Source organism: Luteolibacter yonseiensis (assembly GCF_016595465.1).
Taxonomy (GTDB): Bacteria; Verrucomicrobiota; Verrucomicrobiia; order Verrucomicrobiales; family Akkermansiaceae; genus Luteolibacter; species Luteolibacter yonseiensis.
Map to the genome: position 1 here is coordinate 1,192,452 of NZ_JAENIK010000011.1, position 26,114 is coordinate 1,218,565.

The window sequence follows — 26,114 nt, forward strand, 5'->3', positions numbered from 1 at the left end:
TTCCAAAACTCGAAAACATCGCCAGAAAACCTCAGCTCACTATGCAAAAAACGCCAATGTATCGAACCAGTCGCACCGCCCTCGCGTTGATGGCCGTGGCATCCTCCATGCCCGTCACCGTAACGGTTGCGAACGCCGGCGAAGGCTCCAGCCTCAGCGGTCTCGCCCAGCGTGAAATGATCCGTCGTCAGGACGCTGTCGCCCAGGGCGACGCGCTTCTTATCGAAGGTCGTGCCGCTTATGAAAAGGGAGACTATCAGCAAGCTGTTGATAAATATCGCCAGGCACTGGACGGCCTGCCGGATGCGCCGATGGTCTCCGACCGCCGCCAAAGCTACATTGCGCACCTGAGTGACGCGAGCGTCGCTCTTGCCATGCAGAACCGCAAGGTCGGCAAATATTCCGAAGCCCGCACGCTTCTCGAGGGCGTCATCGCCGTCGATGCGAACAATGTCGATGCCAAGCGCGAACTGGGTTACCTCGATGATCCGATCCGCACCAACCCGGCTCTCACCTACGAACACACCAAGAACGTCGATCAGGTCCGCCGCGCGCTCTACACCGCCGAAGGCAACTACAACCTCGGCAAGTATGACGACGCCAAGCGCAATTACGAGGACGTGCTTCGTCTCGATCCTTACAACAGCGCCGCCCGCCGCGGACTTGAAAAACTCGCCGCCGCCCGTTCCGACTACTATCGTGCCGCTTATGACCACACACGCGCCGAGCTTCTCGCGCAGGTGGATGCCGCATGGGAACTTTCCGTTCCCCCCGATGCTCCTGAACTGACGAACACCACCATCGGACGAGACGGCCCGACCGAAGGTGTTGCTTATATCTCCAGAAAGCTTGAGAGAATCATCATTCCCCGCATCGACTTCGAAGACACCACGGTGGAAGAAGCGATCGATTTCCTCCGTCTCCGCGCATCCGAACTGGATGTGACCGAAACGGATCCTGCGAAAAAGGGAATCAACTTCGTGATCCGTCGTCCTCGTGCCGCAGCCTCCGCTGGTCCGGCCGATCCGGCCGCACCAGGTGGTGCCGACCTTCCTCTTGGCGGTGCTGATCCGGGAACCCTGCGTGTGAAGGAACTGCGCGTCCGCAACCTGCCTCTCGCACAAGCTCTCAAATACATCTGCGATCAAACCAAACTTCGTTACAAGGTTGACGACTTCGCGGTGACGCTCGTTCCTGCGACCGAAGCTGGCGACGAAATCTTCACCCGCAGCTTCACGGTGCCACCTGACTTCCAATCCTCGCTCGACAGTGGTGAGGACGGCGGTAGTGGCGGTGCTGCTGCGGATCCGTTCGCGGAATCGGCTTCCGGCAGCGGTGCGAAGAGACTGACTGCCCGCAAGCCGATCCTTGATCTCCTGAAGGCCAACGGAATCGTCTTCGGCGAAGGCAGCTCCGCAACCCTCAGCAGCGGCGGTTCGCTTCTGGTGACCAACACCCCTTCGGAACTCGACAAGGTCGAGCAGCTGGTTCAATCGATGAACAAGGCTCCGAAGCAGGTGAAGATCACCACCAAGTTTGTTGAAATCTCCCAAGAGAACAACGACGAGCTCGGCTTCGACTGGATCGTCAATCCATTCGGTCTTTCCAACACGGTCTTCGGCAGCGGTGGTACCCAAGGTAACCAAGGCGGCCGCACCGGTGGCGACTTCATCAGCCCGGTCAACGGAACTTCGGTGGACGGCATCCCTGCCGATCCTTCCCAAGGCACCACCAACGGCGTGACCAATGGTCTCCGCAGCGGTGACCAGGCGATCAACCGTAACAACATCGACGCGATCCTCAACAACCCGAGCCGCACCGCACAAGCTGCGAACGTCGCTCCTGGTATCGCCGCTCTCACCGGTCTGTTCTCCGACGGCCAGGTCCAGCTCATCATGCGCGGACTTGCCCAGAAGAAAGGCACGGACCTGATGACCGCTCCATCGGTGACCGCGAAGTCGCAACAGAAGGCGACGATCGAGATCATCCGTGAATTCATCTACCCGACCGAATACGAGCCCCCCGAACTTCCAAACAGCACCGGCAGCACCGTCACTGGTGGCTTCGGTCTCGGCGGTGGCTTCGGTGGCGGCGGTGGCGCCAGCTTCCCGGTCACTCCTGCGACGCCGACCGCGTTCGATACCCGTAACACCGGTGTCACGCTCGAAATCGAACCCACCATCGGTGAAAACGATTTCGTGATCGATCTCCGCTTCGTTCCTGAAATCGTCGAATTCGAAGGTTTCATCAACTACGGCAGCCCGATCCAGTCGCCATCCACGGACGCCCTCGGCAACCCGGTCGTTTCGGTCATCACCGAAAACCGCATCGAAATGCCGGTCTTCTCCGCCCGCCGTGTCAACACCCAGCTCACCATCTATGACGGTTACACCGTTGCGGTCGGCGGTCTGATGCGTGAGGATGTGCAGAACGTCGAGGACAAGGTGCCGATTCTCGGTGACATCCCGATCATCGGCCGCCTGTTCCAGAGCAAGTCGGAAAACCGGATCAAGAGCAACCTGATCATCTTCGTCACGGCGCAGATCATCGATGCGACCGGACGCCCGCTTCGCGGACCTGACGCAGGCAGCACGGTGCCGGTTTCGGCCCCGGCAAGCACTGGCGGCGGCTTCGATGGTGGCGTTCTTCCGGACCTTCCGGCTCCCGCCAACTGATCCATAAAAATTCACTGACGGGCGAAGGAGCGATCCTTCGCCCGTTTTGCGTTTTGAGAGTGGGTGGTTGCCGCAAATGGATGAGGGATATGTTTTTGTGTTGGTTTTGAATTTGCGTCGAGGTCTTGGGATGATCGCAAGATGTCGTTGCTTCTGGAGTTACCGGATTGGTTGCTTTCGGATCACGTCCCAGCCTGCCGGTGGACAGGATGTCCACGGCGCGTAGCGTTCAGGATGAACGCGCTCCTTTCGGCGGCAGCCGGCAGAACCTCGTCATCCCGACGACTGCTCCGCGGAACATCCTGTCCTGCGAGGACCTCCCGGGTGGGTGTCGGGAAGTCCGGGAGTTCTGATCCGTGGTATGAGAACCAACCGGACGACAGAAGTACCCTCACCGGACGACAAAAGGGGATGCTGCCAAAAGCAAATCCGTCCAGTTGGATCGGCACCGAACACCGGCGCCCTGATTCCGGAGAATTCCATCCAAAAGCGCCGCTTGGCACATTGTCGTCGAAAGAGTCGTTTCCGACGAACGGGCGGGTGTTTCTTCTTTTCTTGCCCTGTTCGCGGTATCCCACGATTCTCCCTCCATGCGGGTGATGGCACTGACCGGCGGGATCGCATCGGGGAAAACAACCTTCTGCCGGTTGCTGGAGGAGCTGTTGCCGGGCGTTGTGATTTTTGATTGCGACGCGGCGGTGCACCGGCTCATGGATTCGGACGGCGAAGTGGCGGAAGAAGTGGCCGGGGTTTTTGGTCCGGCTGCCTTGGATGGGGAGGGGAGGATAGATCGCGGTTTTTTGCGTGGGCGGGTGTTCGGCGACGGGGTGGCCCGGGGCAGATTGGAGGGTATCCTTCACCCGAGGGTTCGGCAGGAATGTCTTGATTCCCTGGAGCAGGCTGCTAAACGGGGGGCGGAATTATTCGTCGCGGACGTTCCGCTGCTGTTTGAGAAGGGTTTCGATTTCGGCCAGACTCAGGTGCTCGTCGTCGCTTCCTCCCGTTCCACACAAGTCCGGCGGCTCAAGGCGCGCAACGGTTTCGACGATCCTCTCATCGAGTCCATCCTTGCCGCACAGCTCCCGATTCAGGAAAAAATGTCCCTCGCGGATGTGGTTTTTTGGAACGAGGGGTCGCCTGCGGTACTCAAATTTCAAATCCGACGTTTCGTCCAACCATTTCTCATGATCCCTCCAAACGAATCCGAATCTCCGGAATCCCAAGCTCCCGCCGTGGTAGCCACCGCCACGCCGCCGCCTGCGTTCATTGACGTGAATCAATTCCGTCTCAAGCCACTGGCGGAGTTGCAAGCGATGGCCGAGGCCGTGCCCGCGAAGATCCAGGGCGGGATCTCCAAGAGCCAGTTGGTTTATGAGTTGCTGACGTTTTTCTGCCACGAAGGCTCGGAGCTGGTTTGCGAGGGCATCATCGAGCAGACGAAGGACAATGTCTCGGTCCTGCGGGATCCGGTGCGCAGTTTCCGTCCAGGTCCGGATGACATCCACATCGCCGGTCATTTGAACCGCGATTTCGGACTGCGTACCGGTCAGAAGGTGAAGATCAAGGTTCGTGCGCCACGCGAGCGTGACAAGCTGCTCTCGGGTTTCGAGGTGATCGAGATCGAGGGAAAACCCGCCGCGGAGTTCAAGGCGTCGACGGAGTTTGACAAGCTCACACCGCTTTTCCCGGACCAGCGCATCCATTTGGAAGGGGAGGGGAATGACTTCCTCGGTGTGCGCGTCATCGATCTCATCGCCCCTCTCGGCAAGGGGCAGCGCGGCATCATCGTGGCTCCGCCGCGTGGCGGGAAGACGATCCTGTTGAAGCAGATCGCGCGCTCGATCCGGAAAAACCATCCGGACGCGGAGCTGATCATCCTCCTGCTGGACGAGCGTCCTGAGGAGGTCACCGATTTTGAAGAGACCGTTGGCGCGCAGGTTTACGCATCCACTTTCGACGAGTCTCCACGGCGTCACGCGCAGGTCGCGGACCTGGTGATCGAGCGTGCGAAGCGTGTTGTCGAGCAGGGCAAGGACGTGATCCTGTTGCTGGACAGTCTCACCCGCCTCGCCCGCGGCCACAACTCGGCGATGCAGGGCGGCCCGATCGGCTCCGGCGGCGTGAGCCCGGCGGCGCTTCAGAAGTCGCGGAAGTTCTTCGGCACCGCGCGCAACGTCGAGGAGGGAGGCTCGCTCACCATCCTCGCCACAGCGCTTGTGGAGACGGAGAGCCGTCTGGATGATGTCGTCTTCGAGGAGTTCAAAGGCACAGGAAACATGGAGGTCCGCCTGGACCGGGAGCTTGCCGAGCGCCGGGTGTTTCCCGCCATCCACATCCCGCAGTCCGGCACCCGAAACGACGACCGCCTCTACCACCCGGATGAATTCCTCAAGGTGGTGGACATCCGCAAGCAGCTCGCGCAGCAGCCCATCGGCGATGCCATCGAGACCCTGCTGGCGAATCTGAAGGCGACCAAGACCAACGCGGAACTCCTGCTGCGCGGACTCCGCTGAGGGGGGATTCCCGGTTGAAATTCATTTTCCAAACAGTGTGATTTGAGGCTTGCGGACTCCATTTTTCCCGCAACTGCTTCATTGACACTGCTAGGACAGGTGCATAGCCTCCCGCGCCTTGTGCTGGGCCGGGCGAACCATCTCCCTCCATTTCCAGCAGTCAACGCTCTCTTAACTCGATATAACCACAACGATGGCAACCAAAAAGAAGGCAGCGCAACCAGCCGCCAAGAAAACCGCTCCGAAAGCCGCCAAGTCCGCGGTCAAAAAATCGGCAGTGAAGAAGACCGCTTCAAGCAAGAAGGTCAAATACGTTTACACTTGGGGAGCTGGCAAGGCTGACGGCAACGGCGGCATGAAGGCGCTTCTCGGCGGCAAAGGTGCGAACCTCGCTGAAATGACCAGGATCGGTCTGCCGGTGCCTCCGGGCTTCACGATCTCCACAGAGGTCTGTACCTACTTCTACGACAACTCCCGTACCTACCCTGTCTCCCTCCAGGCGGAGATGGAGGCCGGTGTGAAGAACATGGAGAAGATCATGGGTGCCAAGTTCGGCGATGCGAAGGGCATGCCGCTTCTCGTGGCGGTCCGCTCAGGCGCCCGCGACTCCATGCCCGGCATGATGGACACCATCCTCAACCTCGGACTCAATGACGAGACCGTTCTCTCCCTGGCCGCCGCCACCAAGAACGAGCGCTTCGCATGGGACTGCTACCGCCGTTTCATCCAGATGTATGGCGACGTCGTGCTCGGCGTGCAGAAGGCCGAAGGCGAGGACCACGAGCCGTTCGAAGTTGTCATCGAGACTTTCAAACACGAGACCTATCACAAGGACATCATCGATTCCGACCTGACCGCCGACGACCAGAAGGAACTCGTCAAGCGTTTCAAGGCACTCGTCAAGGAGCGCACCGGCAAGGGTTTCCCAACCAATCCCTGGGACCAGCTCCGCGGTGCCGCGGGCGCCGTGTTCGGTTCCTGGATGAACGACCGCGCGATCGTGTATCGCCGCAAATACAACATCCCCGCCGCATGGGGTACCGCCGTGAACGTTCAGGCCATGGTCTATGGCAACACCGGCGAAACCTCCGGCTCCGGCGTCGCCTTCACGCGTGACCCGGCCAACGGCAAAAACGAATTCTGGGGTGAATACCTCATCAACGCACAAGGTGAGGACGTCGTCGCCGGTGTCCGCACCCCTGAGAACGTCAGCACCCTCAAGGCCGCCCTGCCGAAGCCATACGCGGAGCTGATGAAGGTCCGCACCATCCTTGAAAAACACTTCACGGACGTGCAGGACATCGAGTTCACCGTGCAGGAAGGCAAGCTGTTCATGCTGCAGACCCGTAACGGCAAGCGCACCGCCGCCGCTTCCCTCAAGTTCTCCATGGACATGGTGAAGGAAAAGCTCATCGACTGGGAAACCGCCATCCTGCGCAACCCCGCCGAGCAGCTCGAGCAGCTCCTCGCTCCCATCTTCGACCTCGCGGACGTCGCGAAGGCCAAGACCCTCGCCACCGGCCTTCCCGCCGGCCCGGGTGCCGCTTCCGGCAAGATCTATCTCAACGCCGAGCGCGCCGTGCTCGCCGAGGCACGCGGTGAGAAGGTCCTTCTCGTCCGCACCGAGACCAGCCCGGAAGACCTCCGCGGCATGATCGCCGCCGAAGGCATCCTCACCTCCAAGGGTGGTGTTTCCTCCCACGCCGCTCTCGTTGCCCGCCAGATGGGCAAGGTCTGCGTCTGCGGAGCGGGCGGAGTGGAAATCGATTACGACAAGAAGACCGTCACCGCGGCCGGCAAGGTGTTCAAGGAAGGTGACTTCATGAGCATCGACGGCACCAGCGGCAAGGTCTTCGGCGGAGAGTTGAAAACCGCTCCTTCCGAAATCATCTCCGGCATCGTCAGCGGTGACAAGGCAGCGATGGCCACCGAGAAGTTCAAGGGCTTCCAGCAGCTCATGAAGTGGTGCGAACAAGCCACCCGCATGTCCGTCCGCACGAACGCCGACACTCCGGAGCAAACCCGCATCGCACTCGCGTTCGGCGCGAAGGGCATCGGCCTCACCCGTACCGAACACATGTTCTTCGAAGGCGACCGCATCGACGCGATGCGCGAGATGATCCTCGCCACCACGCTCGAAGCGCGTAAGGCCGCCCTCTCGAAACTCCTCCCATACCAGCGTGAGGATTTCACCGGCATCTTCACCGTGCTCAAGGGCCTGCCAGCGACCATCCGTCTTCTGGACCCACCGCTTCACGAATTCCTTCCTCACAGCAAGGAACAGCAGAACGACCTCGCGAAGAAGCTGGGCGTCAAGGTTGAGACCATCATCCAACGCGTTTCCGACCTTCACGAGTTCAACCCGATGCTCGGCCACCGCGGCTGCCGTCTCGGCATCGCCTATCCGGAAATCACCGAGATGCAGGCACGCGCCATCTTCGAAGCCGCCGCTGACGTGGCGAAGAAGAAGATCAAGGTGAAGCCTGAGGTCATGATCCCGCTCGTCGGCTTCAAGAAGGAGTTCGATCTCCAGGCCGAGATCGTCCATCGCGTTGCGAAGGAAGTCATGTCCGAGAAGAAGGTGAAGTTCGAATACCAGGTCGGCACCATGATCGAAGTCCCACGTGGTGCTCTCACCGCCGACCAGATTGCAGAAAACGCCGAGTTCTTCAGCTTCGGAACCAACGACCTCACCCAGACCGCGCTCGGCATCAGCCGTGACGACATGGGCGCGTTCCTGCTGCCCTACGTTGAGAACGACGTGTTCGCCAAGAACCCGTTCGCCACGCTCGACACCACCGGTGTCGGCCAGCTCATCGAGACCGCTGTCGCAAAAGGTCGCCAGACCCGCCCCGACATCAAGCTCGGCATCTGCGGCGAACACGGTGGTGATCCTGACTCCGTGGTCTTCTGCCACAACGTCGGCCTCGCTTACGTGTCCTGCTCGCCATACCGCGTGCCGGTCGCCCGCCTCGCCGCCGCCCAGGCTGCGATTCTCGAGAAGCGCGCTGCCGCGGCAGCCAAGAAGAAGTAATCTTCTGACGCTCGACGAATGATTCCAAGCCGCCCCGGGAAACCGGGGCGGCTTTTTTTGCAGATGGCTGATGGGGAGAACGGAAACGCGGAAGCAAGACGCGGGAGCGGGGAGGAAGAAGCGGAGATGGATACGGACTCCGACAGGTAAGCGGTCACGTGGTCTTGAGTGTTTTCACCGCCAAGGGTGATTCGCCGGTGGTGAGGTTTTGTGCGCCACCACCTTTCAAGTGGCATCGTTTCCTTGATCCAACCTCTCAGGAACCGGAGTGGTGGCCATTTGCAAGGATCATCCGGTTGGATCTGCGAGGGGATGATGGCTCCGGAGCAATGGTCAAACTGGAGTGCGGAATTCATTCCACGCGAAAGTTCCGTTGTGGCGGATGACAAGGGCCGCTCATAGGTTGCGGCATTTACCCACGTGTCATGGAGTGTCATCACACGCCTTCGAGGAATTGCGGACACGCGTCTTTCTAAGACATATTTTTCGAAATATCATCGCCGCCGGACAGGCACGATCGTGCCGGGTTCCAACCATCAGGTGATTTTACAATCCGCGGCGGCCACACTCTTTTACAAAACGCGTCAACCGATCCGTTATCGGACGGCACCATGCCGGAAACTTTCGCGCGGAATGAATTCCGCGCTCCAGTTTCATAAAGGCGGCGTGTGATAGGGATGATCAGGAACCGTCACCGAGCCATGTCCTCGCCGTGTCCAGTTCTCCGGACGTGAGCTGGTGGCCGGTGTTGATTTCCAGATGAGTCAGCTCCGAACCCGCATCGCGAAGCATCTTTCCGAGAGTGCGCGCGTTGTCGATGGGAAGAATGGGATCGCTGAGACCGCTGGCGAGGAACACCCGGGTGCCTGTCAGGTCGGGAGCTTTCGTCGGTGTCAGCGGAACCATCGCCCGCAGCAGGACCGCGTTTTTCAAGATCCCCGGCCTGAGCAACAGCAGGCTCGCGGCGATGTTCGCTCCGTTCGAGTAGCCTACCGCGGTGATGGTTTCCGGTGAGAAGCCATACTCTTTGGCTGCGGCGATGACGAAATCTCCCAGTTCCTGGGTGCGGCGCAGGAGGTCGACCTCGTCGAACACGCCCTCGGCGAGGCGCCGGAAAAAACGCGGCATGCCGTTCTCCAGAATTTTTCCACGCGGACTGAGCAGGTTGGCACCCGGCGCGAGAGAATGACCCAGTTGGAGAAGGTCGTCTTCATTGCCACCCGTGCCGTGGAGCAGCAACAGGGTGGGGGAGGTGGCGACGTTTCCGCCGGATGCCGGAACAAAACGATGGATGAAGTCAGGTGTCATGGTGGTGGTTTCTTTCTTTCTGACAAACAACGATCAACCTTTCGCTTTGCTTGGTTGATAGTCCAGCGGCTTGATTCCCTCCTCGATTTTCGCACGGTGGGGTTCGAGGAAAGGAGGCAGCGCGAGCTTTTCCCCGAGATGAGCGGGATCCTCTCCATCCGCGGCGAAGCCTGGGCCGTCCGTGGCGATCTCGAACAGGATGCCGCCGGGGATGCGGAAGTAGAGGGATTTGAAATAGTGTCGCTCCACCTCGCCGGAGGTGCGGTGGCCGTGGCTTTCCAAGTGGCGCTGCCAATCGAGCAATTCCGCCTGGTCTCTCACCCGCCATGCCACGTGGTGCACGCCGCCCGCGCCGTCCTGGCCACGGCTGGTGGAGCCCGCCAAACGGAGTTGCGTGCCGGTGCCACCGGAGCCGGTCTCGAAAAGGTCGCCGTCGTTTTTGAAACCGAGCACTCCGGTGAGGAATTGAGAGGTCGCGTCCACATCGCCCACCGTCAGGCTGACGGAGCCGAGTCCGACGATGGCCGCTTCCAGAGGGACAGGGCTGCCGTGCCATGGATGCACCTCCGTGCCGGAGGCATCGTCAGCGATCAGGCGGAGGCGTTGTCCTTCGCCATCCTGGAAGGCGAGCGTGGGGCGGCCCGCCAGGACCTCGATGGCTCCGTGTCCGACCTTTTGTTGGTCGAACCATTTTATCCATTGCTCCAAGGAAGCTTCTCCGCCGAGCACGCGCAGGCCGGTTTCGCTGACGGTGCCCGCGCCGATCCGGACGGTCGGAGTGTGAGCCCAGTCAAAGAAGGTGAGATCCGATCCCGCGCTGCCAACGGCGTCGGCGTAGAACAGGTGGTAGGCAGAGACGTCGTCCTGGTTCACCGTTTTTTTCACCAGGCGCATGCCGAGCGTGCGGGTGTAGAAATCGAGATTCCGCTGCGCCTGGGCGGTGACGGCGGTGACGTGGTGGAGGCCATGAAGAACGGGTTGTTGTGTTTTCATGTCCGGAGCATGCACGGGATCCGGGGTTTTGGATAATGCGGAGTTGTATGGCTGAGACTACCGGTTCCGCATGGGGCATTCCTTGCGATGGAGTGCCGGAGGCCTGCCGATGATGCGCGTGAAGACTCTTGCCGGATAGCAACGGTTGGGGAAATCCGTGTCCAATGGGGCGGAAGCCGTTCTTATATTCCGGATATCAACTGGTTCTCTTCTGGCGGCGTTTGATTTCAGAACGGGTAAGTCCCAGATATGCCGCGATAAACCATAGCACGATCATTACGGGAACCGAGTATATCAACCGCATGGGATTGTCCGGGTTCGAACTGAAGTAAATCAAATAGATCAGATTGGTCAGATAACCAAGGGTGGAACCGAGAAGGACCACTTGTGTGGCGGTTCCCACCATTGAATTCGAAATCAGGAGGGTCAAGAAAAGCGGGGAGATCATGAGAAGTCCGAAGAAAACCCCGGCCAAAGGAACCAGAAGTTGGTTGCAGCCGATGCAGACTCCCGCGATGATGCCCAGAAGGGTGACGGAGAGCGTGATCTTTTTCATCCGCTCTTGTGACGGTGTGACGTGCATGAATCTTGTGCGATAAATCTCACTCTCTCAGGAACCGGTGCTCCTTCGCGTGGCTCCTGCTGAGGTCCAGCAACGGCCTGGCGTCGTCTCCCAGTTCCTTGCCCACGACTTCATACTCCTGCCTGAGGTTGGTGTGGATGAGGTAGGGGTTGTCGGTGTTGATGCAGTAAGGGATTTCGTTTTTCGCGAGGGTTTTCACGAAATCCGCGACGCACGCGTAGTCCGGCACCACGCGGGTGACGAGGTTCACGGTGGGGCACAGCTCCAGGCAGATGGAGTTTTCACGCAACCGGGTGACGAGCGCGTCCTTGACCTTTCCCTTCGCGTTCCGCAGTTCGATGCCGTGGCCGATGCGGTCCGGGCGGATGGACTCGATCACGTTCAGCATGCCCTTCGGCCCGGTGGCTTCGCTTTCGCCGACATGATAGGTGATCTTCAGTCCGGAATCACGGGCTTTCTCCATCATGGCGGACACCTCGCTCATCCAGGGTTTGCTGAGTTCGAGCGAGCGGGACTCAGGGCCGGCCATGTCGATGCCGACGACACCGTTCGCGCCATTGAGCGAGCCACGGCTGCGCCACTTGATGGCGGCCTCGATGATGAGCCAGTTTGATTCCAGGGAAAGATCGCGGCCCAATGACAGGATGATGCCTGTGGCGACGCCGTAGTGCAGAGAGGCACGTTCCAACCCCTGCATGACGGCCAGGATGATCGCGTCCATGGTGTGCAGTCCGTGGCGCATGCGCTTCTGTGGGTTGAAGCGCAGCTCCAGCGCGCGGACCTGGGCGCGGCGGTAGGCTTTCGCTACGACCTGATAGGCGGAAACGCTGGCCGCCGAGGGAGAGGACTGGATTTCCTCCGTCACTTGGAAATAACGGCCCAGAAAGTCATCCAGGGATTTCACCTCGTGGGGGCGGGCGGTCAGTGAATCGTGGAAACTGGTGAAATCGACATACTCGGTGCGCAGCCCGTTGTCACAGAGGATTTCCCAGAGCACCGAGGATGGAACTGCTCCGCCGAGGTGGATGTGGAGGTCGTGCATGGACGAGTGGACCTGATTTTTGACAGACTTGCAATGCTGCATGCGGCGGGCGTTGCGGAGGGGCTGGCTTTGAGGGATCATTGCGATTGCGGGATGATAAAGGCGTCCGCCGGGTTTCCCTCTTGATATTCAGTCGTGAAATCGACCACATTGTTTTGTTGGAATCAACCCCGCGTGTTTATCAATATGGCTGAAAAACAACCACCCCCACCCGAGTTCGCCCGGAGGCTCGAAGTCTGGCACCGTATGGCGGTTTCCACGAACCGGACCTTCGTTGCCTTGGGCATCGTCGCAACGGCACTTTCACTTGGGGTGACGGCATTTGCCGGTCTGATCGATAACAAATGGGTTTTGGCCGGTCTGGCGTTTTCATCATCGCTGGCCCTCGGATTCATAACGAATTTCAACCTCGGCGGCAAAGCCGCGGAAATCAGGGCCGCGTGGAGGATATTGGAAACCGCCCTTCTTCGTTACAAGAATCAGGAAGACTTCACGATGGAGAAGTTGCTGGACGCATACAAGCTGGCCGAGGACACGCTCGGAAATGTGAATTACACGCCGCCATCCAAGAATGGGGAATGAGGCGTCAGGAAGGGGAGTCTCCTACTCGCAGTTCGCGAAGAAAAACGAGAGCAGATCGGTTTGCAGGGAGTTTTCCTGTTCGCGGGAGGCCCCGCTGCCGTGTCCGGTCTGGTAGTCGATCCTCAATCCGACGTTCGAGTTTTCCCCACCTGCCGCGAGCAGGCGGGCGGTCATTTTCAGCGATTGCCAGAGTTCCACGCGGGTATCGTTCGCACCGTGATAGAGCAGTGTCGGTGGATATTTCACCCCAGGCTTCACATGCTCGTAGGCGCTCATCTCCCGCAGGGCTTCGAAACCGGGTTTCGTCCTGGTGGTGCCGAATTCGGGGATGTTCGGCACTCCATTCGGAGAATTCTCCGCGCGCAAGGCATCCGTCAGGCCCACGCCGATGAGCACCGCGCCGAAGGCTTCCGGTTTTTCCGTAAGTGCGCGCCCCGCGGTGACTCCGCCCGCGCTGCGACCGTGGATGCAGATCTGGCCGGGAGTGGTCAGTCCATCGCGAACGAGTCCCTCCGCCACGGAAATCATGTCCTTCCAAGTGTTCGGCTTGGTTTTCTGATAGCCTGCGAGACGCCATTCCTCGCCAAGCTCTCCGCCGCCACGGACGTGGGCGACGACCTTGATGCCACCCATTTCAAAGAGGGCGGTCTCAGCCGCACGGAAGCCCGGTTCCAGGCACATGCCATATGCGCCGTAGCCGATGAGCATGACGGGATGGGTCTTGTCGCGGGGAAGATCCTTCCGGTGGATGATGGATACGGGGATCATCACGCCGTCGTGGCCGGGCATCATCGTTTCGCGGCTGACGAGCCTCGCGGAGATCCCGGGTTCCCGGAGCTGAGGGAGCGCGCTCGGCTCAGGCAAGGATTTGCCTGGTGTGGTGTGATAAAACCGTGCCGGGCGGGTCCATGAGTCCAAGGTGAAACCGACACCTTCCCGCGACGGATGACCGGCCGGGGAATCGTGCAGGGAAATGCGTCCCTCTTCGGCGGTGGTGATGGTTTCTGGCTTGTCGAGGGCATCCCATGGCAGCCGGACGAGCCGGCTCGGACCGCCGTCCAACGTGCGGACATAGATCCCGTCCTTGCTAACGGACAGATTCTGGATGGAGCCGCGCGGTGCGGTGTAGAGGGTCTTCATTTCTCCGAGGCCATCCTCCGTCAGCTTACGGCGGATGATTTTTCCGTTGGGCGCATCCTTGCGGGTGAGGAGGAAAATCTCATCCCCATGGATGGCGAATCCGCCGCCGCTCATGGAGCCGACGAGGTCCGGACGATCGCAGATCTTCCGCCAGCGGGGTTTTCCGGAAAGGATCTCGTCCACCCGTGCGAGATGATGGATGTAGTCCGCGGAGACACCGCTTTCATTCGTGGCCAGTGCCCAGCCGGTGTCGGCCAGGGGGCTGACGAAGACGATGTCTTCCGGTTTCACCAGCACGTCGGGATTCACCCCCTCGCCGAAGATGGCTTTGTCTGCGGACTCCGGAGTGCCGAGCTTGTGATACCAGGTTTTACCGCGTTGGAAGGTTTCCAATGGGTCGGCATCAGGAGCGAGCTTCTGCAACCGGGTGTAGAAAAAGCCCGAACTGTCGGGAAGCCACTCCGCCGCTCCCCAGCGGGCGCGGTCATAGGGGCCTTCCACCATTTTCTGCTCCGCCAGATTGTAGACATAGAGGCTGGCCATTTCACCACCACCCGCGGTGATGGTGACGGCGATGTGTTTGAGATCGGGAGAGACGGTGAACGCCTTGATGGTGACAGGAGATCCGTCGCCCTTCACCACCTGGCGCGGATCGAGGATCAACTCCGGCCTGCCGCCGGGCTTTTGGTGGAACAGCAGTTCGATGGGATCGTCCTGCCTCCGCATGAGGAAATAGTAATCCCCCGGCGAGGGTTCCGACACCCAGCCGACCTTGTCACCCTGACTCTGGTCCGCCTCGGCGATCCATTTCGCGATGCGTTCCCTGTCCGGCAGCTTGGAGAGTTTTCCGATGGTCTCATCGGAGACCGCACGGGCCCATGCGGCGACCTGCGGCTGGTGCTTCTCCTCGAAGTAACGGTAGGGGTCCTCGATGACCGTACCGAAATAATCCGTCTTCACAGGCCGTGGCTCAGGCAGGGGAACCGCCATCGCCTGATCGATGAGGACAAGAAACGGGAGGATGCGAAACGGTTTCATGACTGGAACGACTGTGGTTGCCCTAACGGATGGCGACGTGGAAGCCAATGGAAATCGTTTGCTGGCGGAGATGTGATGCCCGCACCGGACCCCGGGCCGGTTGTTTCACACCACCGGCGGCTTGTTGAAATCTCTTGTATGATCGCTGGAACTCTTCTTTAAAAAGATCTCGTCACGCAGATGATCATCCCTCCCCCCTCCTCCCGTTTCAGGAGCCTATGGCTTCTGGTATTCGCCCTGTTTTCATGGACATCGCTGGCCCGGGTTCAGGCCGTCACCCCGGTCGTGGTAGCCGGCAGCAATCATAATTTTGTATTGAAAGCCGATGGCAGCGCATGGGCGTGGGGGGAGAATACCAGTGGTGGATTGGGCGACGGCACGACAACGAACCGCCCCCTCCCGGTGAGGGTGATGACGGGAGTGACGGCCATCTCGGCGGGAAACAGGCACAGTTTGTTTTTGAAGGATGACGGCACCGCCTGGGCGGTCGGCCTGAACACCTCCGGCCAGCTCGGCGATGGAACGATGGTGTCCCGCAGCACTCCGGTGCAGGTGATCGCGGGAGTGACGGCGATCCTGGCACGACGCAACCACAGCCTCTTTTTGAAGCAGGATGGCAGCGTCTGGGCTGCGGGGGACAATGCTTCCGGGCAATTGGGAGATGGAACGAAAACGGCGCGGGCCATTCCGGTCCAGGTGATGACGGGCGTGAAGGCGATCTCCGCAGGATATCATCACAGCCTTTTCCTGAAGAATGATGGAAGCGTGTGGGCGACGGGAGACAATACCTACGGCCAGTTGGGGGACAAGACGAAGATTTCGCGCAGTACGCCGGTGCAGGTCGGTATTTCGGGAGTGGCCGCGATCGCCGCGGGAGAGCACTACGGACTTTTCCTGAAGACGGACGGCAGCGTGTGGGCGGTGGGCCGGAACGATTACGCCTCATTGGGTGATGGCACTTTGGTGAGCCGCAGCACTCCGGTGCAGGTTATGACCGGAATTCAGGCGATCTCCGCGGGAGGACTTCACAGTCTCTTCCTGAAGACGGATGGAAGCCTGTGGGCGGCGGGCTACAACGGCTCCGGCCAGTTGGGCGACGGTACGATCACGACCAGCCCTTTTCCGCTCCAGATGACCACGGGAGTGGCTTCCATTTCGGCGGGGGGAACCCATAGTTTGTTCATCGGGACCGACGGAGGCGCGTGGGCGGTGGGATGGAATGCTTACGGACAACTGGGAGATGGAACGACCGTGGTGAACCGCCGGACACCGGTCCGGATTTTTGAGACCAGGCTGATCATCACCGCTCATCCTCAAAACCAGTGGATGAGGACGGGGACTGACGGGACATGGACCGTGACGGCGACGAGCGAGCTTCCCCTGGCCTACCGCTGGCAGAGGAACGGAGTGGACATTCCGGGGGCCACGGCGGCCAGCTACACGCTCAGGAATGTGTCTGCGGCTGATACGGGCGCCAGTTTCCGTTGTGTGGTGAGCGATCAGGCAGGCAGTTCCACGAGCGGGTCCTCCGTTTTGACCGTTCTTCCCCATGAATCCCCCTTGGGAGTGGCTTCCGTTTCCGCGAGGATCGGCTTCAGTCTTGTATTGCTGTCCGACGGAAGTGTTTGGGGAACCGGCAGCAACCACGACGGCCAGTTGGGCGACGGAACCACCAGAAACCGCCGGTCCCCTGTCAAGGTGATGACCAATGTTCAGGAGATTTCGACGGGGAACGCCCACAGCCTCTTTTTGAAAAAAGATGGCAGCGTGTGGGCCACCGGGGATCACTTTTTTGGTGATGTCGGAAGCTCCGTGACGCCGGTGAAAATCATGACCGGTGTGCGGTCGATCTCGGCGGGTGCCTACCACAGCCTTTTCCTGAAAACCGACGGCAGCGTGTGGGCGATGGGAAACAATGGCAGCGGGCAGTTGGGCATTGGCGCACCGGCTGACGAAGAAACCGACGACGGAGAGGATGACTGGGATGACGATTGGGAGGATGACTGGGATGATGAAGATGACGGGGATGAGGAAATGCGGCTCAATTCCCCCGTGCTGGTGATGACGGGAGTGAAGGCGATCTCGGCAGGTTACCGGCACAGCTTTTTCCTGAAAACGGACGACAGCGTGTGGGCGTCGGGAAACAATTCTTCAGGCCAGTTCGGTGTTGGTGGGGAAGAATACCAGATGACGCCGGTACAGGTGATGACAGGCGTGAAGGCGGTTTCCGCGGCGTATGAGCACAGCCTCTTCCTGAAAACGGACGGCAGCGTGTGGGCTGCGGGAGAAAACAACGATGGAGAACTCGGCGATGGGACGACCACGTCGCGACGCACGGCGGTGAAGGTGATGACCGGAGTTCGTGCGGTTTCCGCAGGATACGATCACAGCCTTTTCTTGAAAACGGATGGCACCGTGTGGGGATCCGGATGGAATTTCGATGGAGAACTGGGTGACGGAACCTGGACCCAGCGGAACATCCCGGTGAAAGTGATGACGGATGTGTTGTCGATTTCCGCCGCCAGCGGGCACAGCCTTTTCATGAAGAAGGACGCCAGCGTGTGGGCGGTGGGATGGAATAATTACGGCCAACTGGGTGATGAAACGAAGTCCGATCATGTCAGGCCGGTCCGTATGATGCCGTTGTCGACAGAGGTGGCTGCTATATCGCTGGGTTATGACTACGGCTTTGTCCTGAAAAAGGACGGCCGGGTGCTCTCGCTGGGATATAATGATTACGGGCAGCTGGGTGCCGGAGACGAGGAAGGAAGCTGGTTCCCGTTGCTGACCATGACGGGAGCAAAGGCGGTCTCGGCAGGGACCAGTCACAGCCTATTCCTGGGGACCGACTCCACCGCGTGGGGGACCGGACGAAACAACAACGGCCAGTTGGGCGATGGCACCACGATGACCCGTCGCGGACCCGTGCGCGTGCTCAAGGACGTGAAAGCGGTTTCGGCGGGAGGCGAGCACAGTCTTTTCCTGAAGAAGGATGGGAGCGCTTGGGCGACGGGATACAACAAATACGGCCAACTGGGGGACGGCAAAACCAAATCCCTCCGCGTGCCGGTGCGCGTGATGACCGGGGTGACCGCCGTTACGGCAGGAAGTTCCAACAGTTTCTTCCTGAAAAAGGACGGCAGCGCGTGGGCCACGGGCTATAACAAAAGTGGTGAACTGGGGGATGGATCGAAGACCAACCGCCTCAAGCCGGTGAAGGTGATGACGGAGGTGAAGGAAATTTCCGCAGGAGACAGTCACACGCTTTTCCTCAAGAAGGATGGCAGCGTCTGGGCGACGGGTTGGAATTCCTTCGGGCAGCTTGGCAATGGCACGACGATCTCGCGTACCAAGCCGGTGCGGGTGATGACGGGGGTGAAGTCGATCTCGGCCGGAGGAGACCACAGCCTTTTCTTGAAAACAGACGGCAGCGTCTGGGCCGTGGGACGTAACGCGGAAGGTCAGCTCGCGGACGGCTCGGACGCCTCCCGCTCCAAGCCTGTGAAGGTGATGACGGGAGTCCGGGCCATCTCCGCGATGGGCGCCCGCAGCCTTTTCCTACTGAACAACAACCGGGTGTGGATCACCGGATTGGATGGCTACTTCGACGAACTGGGGGATCAAATGGAAGAGCAAGAGCAGGAAGAGAACGAGGAAGATGAGGATTTCTGAGGATTTCTGAGGATTTCTGAGGATTTCTGAGGATTTCTGAGGATTTCTGAGGATTTCTGAGGATTTCGCGCCTCGGTTTTTTTGAATCCAGGGAATCTTCTGATTCCCGATCCCATCCTCTGGTTGGCTCTTGATGGCGGGTAGTCCGGCGAGATTCACCAACGACACCGGAACGTGGCGTATCGGACCACCGGTTCAGCTTCTGATGTCAGGCGGGAAAAAGCCCGCCGGGTCATCGGACCGGGCGGGCTGGAGGATTCATGAGATGGCCGGCGTCCGGTCAGTGGGTGCGGTAGTAGCCGTCGGAATTGTGGATGAAATAGACATCCAGCGGCTCGATCCGCGGCAGCCATTGGAAAGGTCTGCCAGACGCGTCCACTTCTTCCTTTGCCACGGCCGCTCTCGCTCCGGCGGGGGCATCCACGGTGTCCGGATCCTTGGTGAAGGAGGTTTCGTCGATGCCGGTGACGATGTGGTTGACCCATTTCAGATCCTTCGCCTGCTCGCCGAATTCGCTCCAGTCCCCGTTTGAGGAATGGGAATACATCCGCTTGATGAACTCGTCGGTGGTGATGCCCATCTTGTTAGCGACGGGGGTGCCGAGGCGGACCCACCAGCGCTGGCTTTCCTCATGGAACTCACGTTGCTGGGTGAGGTTGAGCTGGCCGAAGACCGTCGAGCTGATCTGGTGGTGGAGGATCACCGCGTTCGGGTAGCAGTAGGATTCCTTGGCGAGCGTGGTGATGCAGGCGGCCATGGAGGCGGCGAAGGATTTCACGACGACGTGGACGGGCGCGTCGCTGGATTCCATCGCCTTGAGGATGCGGTAGCCGGCCATGACGGAGCCGCCGGGGCTGGAGTCGATGACGATGAAGATCGGCAGTTCGCGGTCCTTGTTGTTCCAATACTGGATGCGGCTGGTGATGAAATCCGCCGTATTGTTCGTGATGAGTCCGTTGAGCGGGATGCGGCGGTCCGAGACGACGACGATGCCGTTTTCCTTGAGAGGGGTCTTGAGGAAAACCGGTTTGGAGTCGGCGAACTTCGAGCGCTTGTCCGAGGTCTCGATGCGGGCGATGTCGTTCTGCAGCCGGGTGATTTCAAGCGCGGACTCGGTTTGCAGGGACTTGAGGTCGTTGGTGAGCTTTTCCGCACGGGCCTTAGAGAGTTCGCCCTCGCTGGCGATCTTTTCCTTCTCGGCCTGCACCTTGGCCAGTTCGGTTTGGAGGGAAACCTGGCGCTTGGCGGCTTCCATGGCCTGCTTTTCCGCCATGAGTTCGCGCTCCGCCTTCAATTTGGTGACCTCGGCGCGGAGGGCGTTGGTGGCGTTGGTGAGGCGTTCGGCTTCCAACTTGTTGTCGATGGCGAGGGCTTCCTGTTCCTTCTTTTTCGCCTCCAGCGCGGGGTCCTTTTCCTCGGCAGGAGGAGGAGTGGGTGCGGGTGGAGTGGCGGATGCGGGTGGCGGAGGGGCCGGAGCCGGTGCGATCGCTAGGGCGGGAGTCTGGGCTGGCAGCCAAGTCGTGAGGGCGAGGCCGAGCAGGGCGGAGCGGGTAGACTGGTTTTTCATGGTTCTGGACTAAAACGTTTCTGGAGCCTGCCTTTGTTTCGGAAACTCTACGGATTTCGAGCTTTTCGTGCTTTCGCACGGACTCCGATGAGCACGATGATCCCGGCAAACGCCAGGAAGCAAGCTGCCGCGATGCCAAGTGTCTTGAAAAGTCGGCCGCTCGCGGAGTCCACCTGGTCGTTGGTGATCAGGTCGACGGGGTTTTCACCCGGCTTGCGGATGAGCATCACCCTGCCACCGGACAGCTCCACCCGTGTGAGCTTCGCCATCGCCGGGCCGATGAGCGGGTCCTTCAGGTAGCGCTCGGTGATGCGGTAGGGCGACATCTGGTTCGTGAACTCCGGCGCCACTTTTTTCCCGGGGACCTCGATGCGGTCGAGCGAGAGCACGATCTCGCGTTTCAGCAGGTGGGGCGCGGCGACCATGGTGCCGTTCAGGTAGCGCGAGTCGGAGGTGATGGTGCCGCTCTCGCCCTCGCGGGTGAGGCGCGGCTTGCCATTGAGCGGGAAGGAAATCGTGGCGTTGATGTTTTTGTCGTCGATGCTGGTGACGCGGAAGGTTCCCCTCAGTTCCTTGAAGGGTTCGTAAGCCGCGATGGCGAGGTTGAGGTCGTCCGCCGAGAGGGCGAGGGACGTTTCCTCCGTGCCGTCGAGCTGCTGGCGGAAATGTTCCACACGTTCCGAGAGCGCGTTGATCTCCGCCTCCCGGTTTTCCAACGAGGTGATTTCGATGGGCACGGGCTGTTCTCCGGTGAATTTGGCGATCTCGTTGAACTGCCGGAAAAGAGTCAGCACCGAGAAACCGATGAGGAACACCATCACCAGCATGGCGGCGATGAAGATAAAACACCCGGCGAAGGGTGAGCGGGCGCTGTCGTCTTTAATGACTTTGGAATCGTTCATCAGAAATAGGTGGAGGCGGTTTCAAGGATCCATGCGGCGGCGTTCGCCGTCTTCCGGAATGTCGTGCGGCGGTTTGTCGTCGATGTCCGGCAGCTCGTCGCTGGTGTGGTGGTCCTGCTGCGGGTATTCCTCTTGCCAGCCATCGTCACCGGCCTCGACCTGGGCCTCATGACCGTCGTGAGGCGGGGTCTCGTCGTGACGGGCGGATTCGTCATGGAACGTATCGTTTTTCGCGGCGTATTCCTCTTCCTCGGCACGCAGTTCTTGCTCGCGGAGAAGCTGGCGCTCGACGCGCTCGCGGGCTTCCTGTTCCTCCAGCAGGCGGTTTTTCCTGCGGTCGAAATAGGCGAGCCAGATGCAGATTTCGTAGAGCACGATCATGGGCAGGGCCATGAGCATCAGTGTGAAGGCATCCGGCGTCGGTGTGAGCACCGCGGCGGCCACGAAGATGCCGACGATGGCGTAGCTGCGGGTTCTCGACATGGTTTCATAACTCAGCAGACCGAGTTTCACGAACACCATCACCACCACCGGCAGTTCGAAAGACAGGCCGAACAACAGGGTGAACTGCATGGCGAAGTCGATGTACTCCGTGATGCGCCAGTCATTGGAGATTCCCATGTCCTTGCTCCATTGCGCGAAGAACAGCAAGGCGCGGGGCAGGACCATGTAGTAGGCGAAAACCGCGCCCGCGAGAAACAGTCCGAAGCCCACCGCCATGGCGGGCCACATCACACGCTTCTCATGGCTGTGCAGGCCCGGCAGCACGAACTGGAGGAGGAACCAGAGCAACAGCGGGAAGGAAACCACGATGCCGGCGAAGAACGAGATCTTCATGGAGAGCATGAAGCCTTCGGTAGGCTTCAGCGATGACAGCATCTTCAGGTTCCCCTCGATGTCGCCGTCGGTCTTCGGTTTGGTTTGAAGCAGGGCGGTGACCTGCTTTTTCATATCGTCGCTTTCCCCCAGGCCTTTTACGAAATCCGCTTGTTTGTCCTCCGGCAGAAACATCGCCGCCCGCAGGATGCTCACCGACTTCGCATGGAAAACGAGGTCCTTCTCCGGCAGTGACTGGTAGAAAACCTCCCGTTGCTCCGGAGTGAGGGAGAGAGCCACGTTCTCGACCTTCCGCGCGTCCGTCCATTTGTCCACCGTGAGGAGGTGGGGGGCGTCCGTCGGCAGCGTCTCCTGGATCTGGATCGTCCGGACCTCCTCCACCGGCAGGCGGAAGAATTCCATGAGTTGGGGATTGTAGGCGAAACACGCGACCATGGCGATCACCAGCGTCACCACCATCTTGGTGACCATCACGCGCAGGTCCTCCAGGTGCTCGAGAAACGGCTTTTCGTGATCCGGATGGGAGTTCTCCCGGAGTTGGATGGCTTTTTTCAGCAGGTACATGCTTGTGGGGGCGGGATTCAAGCCTCGCAATCCCCTTACCGCAAGGGCAGATAATTCGGGCATTGCGGCGGAGCGGCGGCTGTTCCAAACTCCGGCACACCCCTCCGGTGGGAAAATTCGCCATGTTCCAGCTCGATTCCCTGATCTCCGACTTTCCGATCCTCGATCAAACGATCCAGGGCCGCCGCCTCGTTTACCTGGACAACGCGGCCACCACGCAAAAGCCGATGGCGGTCCTGCTGGCTTCGCGCCACTACTATGAGGCGGTGAATTCGAACATCCACCGCGGCACGCACTACCTCGCGCGGCTGGCGACCGAGGCGTTCGAAAAGGCGCGCCAGACGGTGGCCGGTCATTTGAACGCGGCCACTCCGGACGAGGTGATCTTCACCTCCGGCACCACGGATGGCATCAATCTGGTGGCGAACGTGCTCGCGCTGTCCGGCCGCATCCGGCCCGGGGATGAGATCCTCATTTCCACCCTGGAGCATCACTCGAACATCGTGCCATGGCAGATGCTTTGCGAGCGGACCGGCGGTGTCCTGAAAATCATCCCCTGCCATGAGGACGGCTCGCTCGATCAGGAAGCGTTCCTCGCGCTGCTCAACGAGCGCACCAGGATTCTCTCGCTGACCTGGATCTCCAACTCCTTCGGCACGGTCAATCCCATCGCGGAGATGACCGCCGCTGCGAAAAATGCCGGCGCGCTGGTGCTCATCGACGCGGCGCAGGCGACCGCGCACATGCACATCAACGTGCAGGCCCTCGGCATCGACTTCCTCGCGCTCTCCGGCCACAAGGTTTACGCGCCTACCGGCATCGGCGTGCTGTGGGGGCGGGCCGATGTCCTGAACTCCCTGCCACCATGGCGCGGGGGTGGGGAAATGATCAAGGAGGTCACTTTTGAAAAAACGAGCTACAACGAGCTTCCCTTCAAGTTCGAGGCGGGCACGCCGAACATCGAGGGTGCCATCGCCCTCGCCGCCGCGTTGGATTTCCTCAATGGAACGGGCCTGAGCGCCATTCAGAAACACGAGCGCGAGCTGATCCGCTCCGCCGCCGACGCGCTTTCCAGTATTCCCGGCATCCGGTTCTACGGGCCGGATGACCGTGCGGGAGCGCTTTCCTTCAATGTGGAAGGGGTGCACCAGTACGACCTCGGGACCCTGATGGACCAGATGGGCGTCGCGGTGAGAACGGGCCACCATTGCTGCCAGCCGCTGATGGCCCGCTTCGGCATCACCGGTACCGTGCGTGCGTCATTCGCGGTCTACAACACCGATAAGGACGTGGAAGCCCTGGCGGAGGCGGTGGGCCGCTCCGTGGCGATGCTCCGTTAGGCAGGTGGTCCGGCGCATCACGGTTTCGCGGTCATTTTTTGGAAATCGAAGGAGTAAACGGCGCGGTTCGAGGAACCCACCAGCAGGCTTTTGCCATCTTCCGACAAGGACAGCGATGTGGCGGTCCAAGGTACGGAGATGGATTGGAAGGGTTTCTGCGAGGATACGGCCATTACGGCGATGACGGAGCCTTTGCCGCGGATGGTGGGAATGGCGACGATCCATCGTTCGTCGGAGCTGAGGAGCGCGCCCGTGGCCTGCAGTTCCCAGTTGCCCGGCAGGGTTGCCAAGAGAGTGCCTTTCGCCGCGCCTCCCGCCCTGTTGCCTGCTGGAAGGGTCCAGATCATGCGGGGATTCGCGCCGAACGGGATGCCGAACAACCGGTCGCCGGTCGAATCCGCCGCAATGATGTCCGATCCGAGTTTCTCGGAGTCTTTCCTGCCCGTCAGATCCAGACTGTAGAAACCCGAAGCGGCCCTGACGAAGACCGAGAAAGGGGTCGTGCCGGTCATGAAGGTGCGCGGGTTCATGTTGATGTCGCCGGGAACCCGCACATTGACGGGATCCGAATTATCGAGCGGCCGGTAGCGGACGACACAGCATGTCGCGGTGATGATGTTTTCGCCCTTCGGATCGATCCGGATGTTCATGACCATCGGTTCCTTGTTGTTCCGCCCGTCCTCCTTGAAGACGATCTGGCCCTTCACCCGGGGAATGTTGTCCGGCTTGCGGGAGACCCTGCCGCGGATGCCCTTGAGATCCCACATGAGGAAATGATGTCCGTCCGCGGCGTAAACCTTCGCCTTTTCCTCCACGATGACGGGCGACTGCATCCGTACTTCCAGGCCGTCATCACTTGCCGGGGACGAGAGCTCGGCGATCTGCTCACCTTCCTTCGACCACAGCAGGAGGCGGCTTTCATCGCTGGAAATGATGTAGTTGCCGGTGATGGAAAATCCGGCCTCGGTGACCGGGCAACAGTGGGGCGGACGCAGCTTTGTTTCGAAGGCCACCATCGTCTCCCACGATGAGGAATTGCGGACCCTCCCGCCTCCGTTGTCGAAAGTGACGAAAAAAGCGCCGTTTTCAGAAAAATCCGCAAGATGCGAACCACCCGTGTATTCCACCCGGCGCTCTCCTGCCGGTCCGGCGGTGGGGAGATGGATGGTCCGGATACAGCTCGAAAGGACGAGCTTCTTTCCGTCCGGGGTGAACCGGGCTGTCCATTTGTAGTCCCTGCCCGAGGGAGAGGTTTCGAGTTTCAATTCATTGAGCCTGGTCAGGGCGCCATCCGTTTCCTGTCGGAAAAGCACCGCGTGATAGCCGTTGTGGAAGACCACGAACTCGTTGCGGACGCCTCCGGTCCAGACGCAGGCTTGTTTTTCCTCAGCCACCGGGCCCACATCGATTTTTTCCGCCGTCTCCGCTCCGGCCTTGATGACGAGGCACTCATTGGGAGATTTGTCGCAAGGACGTGTGACGTACAAGCGGTCGCCTGAAAACGCGAGGTGATCGCTCACCGCCCCTTCTGTGCCGGAACCATTGCCGGGAAGATCGACGCGACGGACCAGTTCTCCCGATTCCGCATCATACCACGATACCGCAGCCGGTCTGGAAGGGGTCGATTCCCGCAGCCGTTCGTGGTATTTTTCGAGGCTTTCGGGGTCGTTGTCGGTTGGGGGTGGGATGACCGCCGGCGTGCCGGGCAGATTGTGAAGAATGACCACCTGGCTGCCATCAGGGGTGAAACGGACGTCGATGATCCCCATTCTTTTTTCGAAGGCCCACTTCGGCTCACCGGTTGCCAGATCAAAGCACTCGCCGATGAAGGCGGATTGTTCGGAGAGGCGGCAGGCGAACAGCAGCCTGCCATCCGGAGAGACCGACCATTCCGTGCCTGCTTCGATGACTTCGTTCGTCATCACCTGGCCGGTGGGGTAGTTCGGTGTCATCCGCGTGATGCGTCGTTCGGTTTCCACATACCAGATTTGGTCGGACAGCCTCTGGACCTGCTCACCGACGCCGGCCGGTAGGCCGAGACGGGGGTCTCCGTGGATTTTCGTGAGAAATTCCGGAGCTTGGGCATTGGGATCGTAACGCTTGAGCGGGCCGAGGGATTCCACCCGGTTTTCCAGGGCTGCATGGGCGGGGAAGCCGGCCGCCATCGCGATAGTGAAAGCGGCCCGGAGGAGAAAGAGATGTTTCATGTGGATCAATGGAGCGGCGGAGGGCATGGGAGCCATGCCGCACATGATCTAACAAAACACCCGGACCGGCGGCTGACAATCGCAAATCCTGTTCAACCTTCCGTCACCGCGCTCCAT

The 26,114-nt window shown here is 60.2% G+C and carries 15 protein-coding genes; 6 read left to right on the forward strand and 9 right to left on the reverse strand.

The window, feature by feature from the left end:
- Window positions 1-56: 56 nt before the first annotated feature.
- The 3 genes from JIN84_RS14760 to ppdK all read left to right on the forward strand — a co-directional run bounded on the left by JIN84_RS14760 (window position 57) and on the right by ppdK (window position 8,222).
- Window positions 57-2,675 carry an Amuc_1098 family type IV pilus outer membrane protein gene (locus tag JIN84_RS14760; RefSeq protein WP_200351808.1) on the forward strand — a complete coding sequence of 873 codons (2,619 nt, stop codon included), beginning with the start codon at window positions 57-59 and terminating at the stop codon, window positions 2,673-2,675.
- A 590-nt stretch (window positions 2,676-3,265) separates the two neighbouring features.
- Complete coding sequence (rho, locus tag JIN84_RS14765) at window positions 3,266-5,188, forward strand: transcription termination factor Rho (protein ID WP_200351809.1); 1,923 nt, start codon at window positions 3,266-3,268, stop codon at window positions 5,186-5,188.
- Between the two features lie 193 nt (window positions 5,189-5,381).
- Window positions 5,382-8,222, forward strand: coding sequence for a pyruvate, phosphate dikinase (gene ppdK / locus JIN84_RS14770; RefSeq protein WP_200351810.1), 2,841 nt, complete (start codon window positions 5,382-5,384; stop codon window positions 8,220-8,222).
- Between the two features lie 681 nt (window positions 8,223-8,903).
- On the opposite strand, the gene JIN84_RS14775 is transcribed toward ppdK, so the two are convergent.
- From JIN84_RS14775 to JIN84_RS14790, 4 genes are all read right to left on the reverse strand, one after another.
- A complete protein-coding gene (locus tag JIN84_RS14775; RefSeq protein ID WP_200351811.1) occupies window positions 8,904-9,530 on the reverse strand; it encodes an alpha/beta hydrolase in 627 nt (208 codons plus the stop codon).
- 33 nt (window positions 9,531-9,563) lie between these two features.
- Entirely contained in the window at window positions 9,564-10,523 is a 960-nt protein-coding gene (locus JIN84_RS14780; protein WP_200351812.1) for a ring-cleaving dioxygenase, read from the reverse strand.
- Between the two features lie 196 nt (window positions 10,524-10,719).
- Window positions 10,720-11,106 (reverse strand): hypothetical protein, encoded by a 387-nt coding sequence (locus tag JIN84_RS14785; RefSeq protein ID WP_200351813.1) that lies wholly within the window; start codon window positions 11,104-11,106, stop codon window positions 10,720-10,722.
- Window positions 11,107-11,125: 19 nt separating this feature from the next.
- Window positions 11,126-12,148 carry an adenosine deaminase family protein gene (locus tag JIN84_RS14790; protein WP_200351814.1) on the reverse strand — a complete coding sequence of 341 codons (1,023 nt, stop codon included), beginning with the start codon at window positions 12,146-12,148 and terminating at the stop codon, window positions 11,126-11,128.
- 186 nt (window positions 12,149-12,334) lie between these two features.
- Between JIN84_RS14790 and JIN84_RS14795 the strand changes: the two genes are divergently transcribed.
- Window positions 12,335-12,730 (forward strand): hypothetical protein, encoded by a 396-nt coding sequence (locus JIN84_RS14795; protein WP_200351815.1) that lies wholly within the window; start codon window positions 12,335-12,337, stop codon window positions 12,728-12,730.
- A 21-nt stretch (window positions 12,731-12,751) separates the two neighbouring features.
- Here JIN84_RS14795 and JIN84_RS14800 read toward each other — a convergent pair whose 3' ends face one another.
- A complete protein-coding gene (locus JIN84_RS14800) occupies window positions 12,752-14,908 on the reverse strand; it encodes a prolyl oligopeptidase family serine peptidase (RefSeq protein ID WP_200351816.1) in 2,157 nt (718 codons plus the stop codon).
- Window positions 14,909-15,088: 180 nt separating this feature from the next.
- Between JIN84_RS14800 and JIN84_RS14805 the strand changes: the two genes are divergently transcribed.
- Window positions 15,089-18,580 carry an RCC1 domain-containing protein gene (locus JIN84_RS14805; protein WP_200351817.1) on the forward strand — a complete coding sequence of 1,164 codons (3,492 nt, stop codon included), beginning with the start codon at window positions 15,089-15,091 and terminating at the stop codon, window positions 18,578-18,580.
- Window positions 18,581-18,860: 280 nt separating this feature from the next.
- On the opposite strand, the gene JIN84_RS14810 is transcribed toward JIN84_RS14805, so the two are convergent.
- Genes JIN84_RS14810 through tatC form a run of 3 tightly spaced genes read right to left on the reverse strand, consistent with a single transcriptional unit; the run spans window position 18,861 to window position 22,513 of the window.
- Window positions 18,861-20,147 carry an ATP-dependent Clp protease proteolytic subunit gene (locus JIN84_RS14810; RefSeq protein ID WP_200351818.1) on the reverse strand — a complete coding sequence of 429 codons (1,287 nt, stop codon included), beginning with the start codon at window positions 20,145-20,147 and terminating at the stop codon, window positions 18,861-18,863.
- Window positions 20,148-20,194: 47 nt separating this feature from the next.
- Window positions 20,195-21,049: a hypothetical protein gene (locus tag JIN84_RS14815; RefSeq protein ID WP_200351819.1), complete on the reverse strand. Its 855-nt coding sequence runs from the start codon at window positions 21,047-21,049 to the stop codon at window positions 20,195-20,197.
- A 21-nt stretch (window positions 21,050-21,070) separates the two neighbouring features.
- The gene (tatC, locus tag JIN84_RS14820) at window positions 21,071-22,513 is read right to left on the reverse strand and encodes a twin-arginine translocase subunit TatC (RefSeq protein ID WP_200351820.1); all 1,443 of its coding nucleotides are present in this window, start codon (window positions 22,511-22,513) and stop codon (window positions 21,071-21,073) included.
- 59 nt (window positions 22,514-22,572) lie between these two features.
- Here tatC and JIN84_RS14825 point away from each other — a divergent pair, with 59 nt between their 5' ends.
- Entirely contained in the window at window positions 22,573-23,790 is a 1,218-nt protein-coding gene (locus JIN84_RS14825) for an aminotransferase class V-fold PLP-dependent enzyme (RefSeq protein WP_200351821.1), read from the forward strand.
- A gap of 17 nt (window positions 23,791-23,807) precedes the next feature.
- Here JIN84_RS14825 and JIN84_RS14830 read toward each other — a convergent pair whose 3' ends face one another.
- Window positions 23,808-25,997 (reverse strand): hypothetical protein, encoded by a 2,190-nt coding sequence (locus tag JIN84_RS14830; protein WP_200351822.1) that lies wholly within the window; start codon window positions 25,995-25,997, stop codon window positions 23,808-23,810.
- Window positions 25,998-26,114 lie beyond the last annotated feature (117 nt).